Genomic DNA, 7,075 nt, shown 5'->3' with positions numbered 1-7,075 from the left:
CGCCGGTCGCGGCGGATGAGCCGGTCGCGGCGGATGAGCCGGCTGCGGCGGATGCGCCGGTCGCGGCGGATCCGCGGGCTGCGGCGGATGCGCCGGTCGCGGCGGATGCGCGGGCTGCGGCGGATGAGCCGGCTGCGGCGGATGAGCCGGTCGCGGCGGATGAGCCGGCTGCGGCGGCCCGCCCGCAACCCGCACATCGCCAGGATGCGGAACCGCCTGCGCAGGCTGCGGCGGATGCGCCGGCTGCGCTGGTACACCCTGCCGGGCCTGCAAATCCGCGTCACGCCCCGCGTCGAGTGCCCGTTGAGCACGTTCGGAACCGTTCCGCCGCATCCAGGGCGGGATTCGCTCGGAAACCATGCGCGCAGCCGACCCGAGCGCGTCGCCGACCGCTGACATCAGACCCCGTCTAGCCACTACATCCTCCAGCCCCTGAGAGGGCCCCTCCGCGCACCCGTTTGCACATCACGCCCAAGCTGTATCCACACCGCCCTATGCCCGGAGAGTGGTGCGCCGCAATATCTCGTTGTCGGTGATATCGGTACCCACCCGGCGGGCTCGATCGAGTGAGAGCATTCCGACAACCGGCAGGACCGCGAATCTTGCACGAAAGAAGCGCGGTCGACCGCCGAGCTGCTCGTCGGCTCGCCCCATTTTCAACTATCCCCAAGGCGGGGAAGGAAACCCGGAATCGGGGACTGTGGGGCATCGAGTCAACAGCGCGTACCGCGTCGACCGAATCGTTCCAGCCGGTGGCGTTCTCGAGTGGGTCGAGCGCGGTCACAGACGTTTTGACCGGTGCGGGAGATGCTTCTGTATCCGCGAGAACCGACCCACCATCGAGCACGGAGTCGCGTCCTCCTGGCCGCGCTCGTGTCATTCCGATCGAGGCCGACCAGTGACCGCGGAGGGCTCGGACTCCTTCTGTGGAGGATCGGCCGAGACTTCGTGATCCTGGTCGACCGGAGCGCCGCTGGACGATTGGGCCGGTGGCCCCCCGGTAGCCGGCGCGAACACCTGCGGCCCAGCACTCTGCGGGCTTTCCGATCCCGACTGTGCAGTCTGACTCGTCTCTCCACGGTTCGCGGTTTCCCCCACAGAAATCGCCGACGTTTTCTCGTCGGAGCCTTTCGCGGATGCCGCCACGCGGGCCGCCTTGCCGCCGGCACGCGACCAGGGTGTCCGTGCGCCCTTGCCGACAGACGGCGGCTTGCTATCGGAAGCAGCGCCGGCCGCCGACCGGGCAGCCGTCCCCTGCGTCGGTCCAGCGCCGGCCGCCGACCGGGCGGCACCCCCCTGCCCTTTGTTCGCCGCGTTGTTCGCCGCGGCGTCGACGGGACGCTGTTGCCCACTCGAAGTGGACGACGTCTGCGACTGCGTCGTCGTCGACGGAGTCGACTGCGTAATCGCCGTCGGAGCCATTCCCACGGTTTCGCCGACTCTGCTCTGCGCGGCTTCCGATTCGGCGCTTTCCGGGCTGTTTTCCGTATTACCGGGAGCGCTCGACACGCGATCTCCACTTTGCGCGACGGAATCGGGACCCGCAGCTTGGGTGTTCATCGCGGACACGGAAGTCCCTGGCGCGCCCGGCTGGACCGATCCAGAGGCGACGGCCTCCGGCCCATTCGTTTGGTCGCCCGACGAGGACGTAACCGGCGAAGGGGTGTCGCCACCCGCAAGTTCCTCTCCAGGCGCCACAGAGTCGGCGCTCGGAGCGGAGTCCGCCTTCGGAGCACTCCCGGAGGACGTTTCGGCAGAAGGCTGTTGGCTTTCCTGAAACCCGCCGGGAAACAGCACGTTCAGAAGCGGATCAGGTCGAGCCTGCGTGAACGGCTGATCTCCGGAAGGATCCGACCAATCGGCAGGTGTCACGGGTAGTCCAGGAGTGGCGAAGTCGAAGCCGTCCACCTTCTCGGCGAACTTCTCGCCGTGGGACTTCATGTCATCGGCCTGACTGTCCAGGATCTTGATATAGCGCTCGACTTCATCAGGGTCGAGGCGGTAGGTCGATCCGGTGCCGGATGAAGGGACTTCGCCGGGCGGACGTAGTGCATCGCGAAGAAAGAGGTCGAACTTGTCCAGGAGCGGCTGAATGGCCTTCATCATAACCTCGGCCGCGATGTACCACATCAACGCCTTGGTCACTTCTTTGAGCAGATAACGTGTCGTGGCCGCGATGGCGGGACCGGTAACCGGCCCCGCCGGAGTGCCTATGCTCGCAATAAAACTCGCCGCGAGCGCTGCCAGTTCGATGAGCACGGCGATCTGTATTGCCTCGATGACATCTGCTGCGATATCGAGCGCTGTCGATGCTATACCGAATGCGGTATCCAGCTCCGACATCATTCCTTTGTTCTGCGCCCACATCACCAGGATTGCCTGGTAGGAATCCCCGGAAATAGCCGATCCCAGAGCTTCGACAGTGTTGGTCGACTCGTCATAGGTTTCTCTGACCGCGGTGGCGAGTTCCTCGACGGTCCGGCTCAGCTCGCGCACCTGATCCACATCGACATCCGGATAGGGGATGCCCAGGATATTGAGAAAGAACACAACCTCGCTCGGTATGTGGATACTCAACTGTCGAACCTTCTCACAGCGGCGTGAACCGATCCGCCCGACCGCGATCTATACGCAGACGGCAATGCACGGCAGCGGCCGGTGCAGCGGGACGGACTGACAATCGACATCAGCAGCACACTGCCAGGCCGGCCGCGGAGAGCATCGGCGCGGAGCATAGCCAGAGCTGCAGCTGCATTCGACCTCACGCACCTCGCTTCATACCGCCGTACAGATCGCGCCGATGTACGCTACCGAATCGACGCCCGGACAGACTACCGAACTATGAAAACCGACAGCTCGCTTCGTCTGCCCTCGAGCGCCGATCGGACCGGTCCGAAGTCGGTTCCACAACGCTCGGGCGGGATCGGCACCGCGTGACCGAAGGATGTGAAGTACGACATCCGACATCTGGGTGACCGACTCGGACCGACACCGGTGCCGCCCGGAACGGAACCGTCTCGAAGCACGGCACAGCGCCATGATTTCGCAGGTCGGCAGCGCTCAGCTCAGTACCTGACATGGAATCGATTCGGGCTGCCGGATCGATACGAAAGTAGGCAGCGCCTGCGACCGCATCTCTCCATGGGAGCACGGCGAGAGGAGCCACGAATGCCGAAGAGGTAACGCGCGACCCTCCCCCGGCCGCCGACTATCACCAATACAGGGAATAGACAGGCTCCCCGATCGGACTCGCCACGCCCTCCGGCAGCCGGCCGAGGCGGGCGCCGGCGCCCCCGTCGGCTTGTATCCACGGACGCCAGGAACCGGAACTGGGAGCAAACCCACAGGCCAGGAACCGATACCTCGGCAAATCCGCGGACCGGACCAATACTCGGAAAGTATATGCGCCGCGAGACGGCCTTCAGGCGGTAACGAGGGCCGATCAGGTACGACACCGCCGTCTCGACCACTATCACCGACAGACCACCCAGGAACGCTTGGCCACCCTCCGCACCGAGGCGGGACGTGAAAACCCGGTGTTATTCTGCGAACATGACGGCGGCACTGGATGATTCGACGCGCAGCAGGATCAATGCCTGGATCAACGGAAACCTCGAACAGGGGCATTCGCCCGAGTCGATCATCGAATACATCACAGACAATGGCTTCGACAAGAACGCGGCCATGGCAGCAGTGTACGCATTGCTGCGGGGAGAAATACCCGGTGCCGTGCCGTATGAATACGACCCCGGCGCCATTTCAAGGGACCGGGTCGTTCACGCTCACGACCGCACGGTCCGCGTACTGATGCGAGTAGAACGGCCGCAAATAGCCTTGTTCGACAATGCGCTTTCAGCCGACGAGTGCGATCGGATAATCGAGATGGCCGAAAATCGATTAAAGCCTTCCGCGACCATCGACCCTGCCACCGGCCTCTTCGAGGAAGCGGAGACCCGGACCAGCGAGAGCATTACGCTCGGAATTTCCGAGAATCCGGTTATCGATTCGGTCGAGCGACGGATCTCTGCACTGATGAACAGTCCGATGGAGTACGGAGAAGGCCTACAGGTCGTACGCTATAGAACGGGTGGCCAGTACATGCGTCATTTCGATTTCTATTCACCGAACGATCCCGGTAGCATCGCCCACCTCAGCGGCGGAGGCCAGCGGGTCGCGACACTCATAATCTATCTGAACGACGTCGAAGCCGGCGGCGAGACTTTTTTCCCGGATCCCGGTATCTCATTTTCCCCCCGCAAGGGTCAGGCACTCTACTTCCGATACTTCAACAAGAGAGGTCAGCTCGATCCGGCTACAATACACGCCGGACTTCCCGTTCTCGCCGGCGAAAAATGGATTATGAACAAATGGATGCGCCGCTATCCGGTCCCGCGGTAAGCCACCGCGATTCGTATCGGCAAGGGACAGCAGAACGATATACACCACAGGTGGGTCGATTCTCCGCAATACAATAGTTCCCACGCCGAGCATCCCCTCGGAGTCATGAGAATTTCCGGAGGGTTGACGTATCCTTCCCATCGAAGAAAGCAACCTCCGAGCCGGAGAGCTTCTAATTGTTAGACTTCGGACGTGAACACGAATTGCTCGGCCTCGATTCAGCAGGGCCTGCTCATTTGTTCGACGATCATGGATCCGGGACCGAGCCTTCACTACTGGCTCGAGTATCACCTGCGCCGCGCGGATATCATCATGATCTTCATGGACGACCCCGGCCAACGACCGCGCTTCGAGCCGTTCACAGAAGACGAGCGAGTACTGTTGGTGCCCGGTGTCACACCCCGCACAGACCTGACGCCGTCCGGGCTATTCAACCGCGAGGTCGCCAACTACAGGGAGGCCGTCTCCTACGCACTCGCCGAAGGAATCCCATGGCTCATTCCCCTCGACAGCGACGAGATCTTGTACGACAGAGGCGATCACAGCTGGAAGACGATGGACCATGTGGGACACGTAACCTTCATGAACCATGAGGCGGTTCCACTGAACCACGAGGTCACCAATTGCTTCACCCAATGCACCCTCTTCCGGGTCAACGGCCGGGCCGATTTCATGGCGTACGGCAACGGCAAGAGCGCTGTTCGCGTGTCACCCGGAGTGAAGGCAGGAGTGCATTCGTTCAGCGGTTACGAGGGCGAGCAACGCACCGTCGACCACCCGGTCATCCTGCACTATCCGAATCCGTCATTCGATAGCTGGGTGGCCAAATTCGGTAAGTTCGAGGCGTTTTCGGATTTCTGGTGGGACAACCCGGATTGTCCCATCGTCATACAGTTCATGCTGCGGTCCAGGGACTTGCTGCGCGCGGCCAGGGAAACCGGAAGCTGGGACGAGGCGCGTAACTACTTCATGTCATGGAGTCTCGATGCCGCGACCCGGGAGGAGTTGGTGAAGGCAGAGGTGCTGCGACGCTACGATCCCATGGCGGAGCTTCGCGACAGGCGGGGAGCCGACGTGCGATCTGTTGCTCTCCCACCATCTGCCGTACGGCCAGGTGAGGACGGCAAATACTCCACAAGCAGTTCACCGTAGGCCGGACAGGAGAGCCGTCGATCCGGCGTAGGTAATGGGGCCGGCACAGTGGCGGCCCACGCTGTTCCACACCTGATCACGCGCGAGCTACAAGTCCGGGATAGTTCCCATCGATTCCGCCGTGTGGCGTTCGCTAGGGTTCTCTCCGTGGGCACCCCCGAGCAGATACTGTCCGACCGCCTCGCGCACGCGTTCGAGGCCGTGGTCGGTGAACCCGTCGACCCGCTGGTCCAGCGGTCGCAGTTCGCCGACTACCAGTCGAATGCCGCTCTCGGATCGGCCAAGCGCCTGGGCCGCAAACCCCGTGACGTCGCCGCCGCGGTGCTGGCGGCCGCCGACCTCGATGATCTGGTGGAGCACACCGAGATCTCGGGGCCGGGGTTCATCAATATCACGCTGCGAGCGCAGGTCCTCGGCAGCATGGCCGGCGCGGTCGGCGCCGACGACCGCCTGGGTGTCCCGCCCGTGGAACCGGAAACCGTGGTGGTCGACTATTCGGCACCGAACACCGCCAAGGAGATGCACGTCGGCCACCTCCGCAGCACGATCATCGGTGATGCCGCGGTACGGATCACCGAGTGGCTGGGGCATCGGGTGATCAAGCGGAATCACCTGGGCGACTGGGGGACTCCGTTCGGCATGCTCATCGAGCATCTGCTCGATATCGGCGAGGCGGAGGCCGCCGCCGAGCTCTCCGTCGGCGACCTGAACACCTTCTATACCGCGGCCCGGCGCAAATTCGACGGCTCCGACGAGTTCAAGGAGCGGTCGCGGCGGCGGGTGGTCCTGCTCCAAGGCGGTGACGAGGCCACGCTGCGGTTGTGGCGGTTGCTGGTCGCCGAATCGAAGCAGTATTTCATGAAGGTGTACGACAGCCTCGATGTCCGGCTGGTCCAAGCCGATTTCGTGGGCGAGAGCGCCTACAACGACGAACTCGCCTCGGTGATAACCGAATTGGACCGGCTCGGGTTGTTGCGCAGCAGTGAGGGCGCCGACTGCGTGTTCCCCGCGGGGTTCACCGGCCGCGACGGCGAACCGTTGCCGCTGATCGTCCGCAAGAGCGACGGCGGATACGGCTACGCCACCACCGATCTCGCCGCGATCCGCGATCGGCTCACCGTCCTGGGCGCCACCCGGCTGCTGTATGTGGTCGGGATGCCGCAGCAGCAGCATTTCGCGATGGTGTTCACGACCGCCCGGGAGGCCGGCTGGCTCGCGCCACCGGCGCGCGCCACGCATATCGGATTCGGGTCGGTACTCGGCGCCGACGGCAAAGTACTGCGTAGCCGGGCCGGGGGGACGATCAAGCTCGTCGACCTGCTCGACGAGGCGGTCGACCGGGCCACCCGGGCGATCGCGGAGAAGAATCCCGATCTCGACACCGGGTCCCGTGCCGCGGTCGCCCGCGCGGTGGGTATCGGGGCGATCAAGTACGCGGATCTGTCCACCGACCGGCTCCGCGACTACACCTTCGACTTCGACCGCATGCTCTCCTTCGAGGGCAACACCGCCCCCTACCTCCAGT

At 63.7% G+C, this 7,075-nt stretch carries 5 protein-coding genes; 3 read left to right on the top strand and 2 right to left on the bottom strand.

The window, feature by feature from the left end; genetic code table 11:
- Together ON38_RS37165 and ON38_RS34355 are read right to left on the bottom strand one after the other, a co-directional pair.
- Nucleotides 1–311: hypothetical protein (locus ON38_RS37165; protein ID WP_218000835.1), on the bottom strand; the 311-nt coding region annotated here is incomplete at its 3' end.
- 565 nt (nucleotides 312–876) lie between these two features.
- A complete protein-coding gene (locus tag ON38_RS34355) occupies nucleotides 877–2,577 on the bottom strand; it encodes a WXG100-like domain-containing protein (RefSeq protein WP_051165182.1) in 1,701 nt (566 codons plus the stop codon).
- Nucleotides 2,578–3,552: 975 nt separating this feature from the next.
- Here ON38_RS34355 and ON38_RS25840 point away from each other — a divergent pair.
- The 3 genes from ON38_RS25840 to argS form a co-directional block, all read left to right on the top strand.
- Nucleotides 3,553–4,398: a 2OG-Fe(II) oxygenase gene (locus tag ON38_RS25840; protein ID WP_051165181.1), complete on the top strand. Its 846-nt coding sequence runs from the start codon at nucleotides 3,553–3,555 to the stop codon at nucleotides 4,396–4,398.
- 192 nt (nucleotides 4,399–4,590) lie between these two features.
- Complete coding sequence (locus tag ON38_RS25835) at nucleotides 4,591–5,550, top strand: hypothetical protein (protein WP_039827619.1); 960 nt, start codon at nucleotides 4,591–4,593, stop codon at nucleotides 5,548–5,550.
- A 147-nt stretch (nucleotides 5,551–5,697) separates the two neighbouring features.
- On the top strand, nucleotides 5,698–7,075 hold a 1,378-nt coding region (argS, locus tag ON38_RS25830; RefSeq protein WP_039827618.1), incomplete at its 3' end, for an arginine--tRNA ligase.

It is taken from the genome of Nocardia testacea NBRC 100365, assembly GCF_000308775.1.
GTDB classification, from domain to species: Bacteria; Actinomycetota; Actinomycetes; order Mycobacteriales; family Mycobacteriaceae; genus Nocardia; species Nocardia testacea.
This window is presented reverse-complemented; position numbering and strand designations above follow the sequence as displayed.